This window comes from Methylobacterium sp. WL6 (assembly GCF_008040095.1).
GTDB lineage: Bacteria > Pseudomonadota > Alphaproteobacteria > Rhizobiales > Beijerinckiaceae > Methylobacterium.
The window spans coordinates 1-725 of record NZ_VRVH01000639.1; the positions used below are offsets into that span (position 1 = coordinate 1).

Annotated in this window: 2 protein-coding genes; both read left to right on the plus strand. The window is 75.9% G+C overall.

The annotated features are described in order from the left end of the window. On the plus strand, nt 1-537 hold a 537-nt coding region (locus FV230_RS28935; RefSeq protein ID WP_147844797.1), incomplete at its 5' end, for a phosphatidate cytidylyltransferase. Nucleotides 538-551: 14 nt separating this feature from the next. Further along, a partial coding sequence (locus FV230_RS28940; RefSeq protein ID WP_187275672.1) for a saccharopine dehydrogenase NADP-binding domain-containing protein occupies nt 552-725 on the plus strand: 174 nt, incomplete at its 3' end.

The window sequence follows — 725 nt, forward strand, 5'->3', positions numbered from 1 at the left end:
GTGGTGGCGGAGGGGGCGGCCGGGCGCCTGCGGGCGCTCGGCGCCCTGTTCGGCGGCGCGGTCGTCGCCCTGGTGCCGGTGGCGCTCCGCGACGCGCCGGCGATCGGCATCCTCGGGCCGGCCTGGATGTTCGCCGTGGTGTGGTCGACCGACGTGGTGGCCTACTTCACCGGCCGGACGCTCGGCGGGCCGAAGCTGATGCCGCGGGTATCGCCGAAGAAGACGTGGTCCGGCGCGCTCGGCGGGCTCGCGGGCGCGGTGGCCGCCGGTCTCGCGGTCGTCGCGCTCGCCCGGGCGCAGGGCTGGAGCCCGCTCGCCGAGACCGGCCTCGTCTGGGTCGGGCTCGCCAGCGCCGTCGCCTCGGTCCTGAGCCAGGGGGGCGACCTCGTCGAATCGGCCCTGAAGCGCCGCTACGGCGTCAAGGATTCCGGCAAGTCCATTCCCGGCCATGGCGGGGTGATGGACCGGCTCGACGGGTTCTTCGCGGTCGCGTTGCTCGCCGGCCTGTACCTGATCCTGCGCCGCCTCGCGGCCTGACGGAGTTTTTCGCCGTGACCCACACCGTCACCATCCTGGGCGCCACGGGCTCGATCGGCCGCTCGACCACCGACCTCCTCGCCCAGCACCCGGATCGCTTCCGGGTCGGCGCGGTGGTCGGCGGCCGCGATGCGGCGGCCCTGGCCAAGGTCGCGCGCGAGACCGGCGCGCGCTTCGCCGCGCTCGCC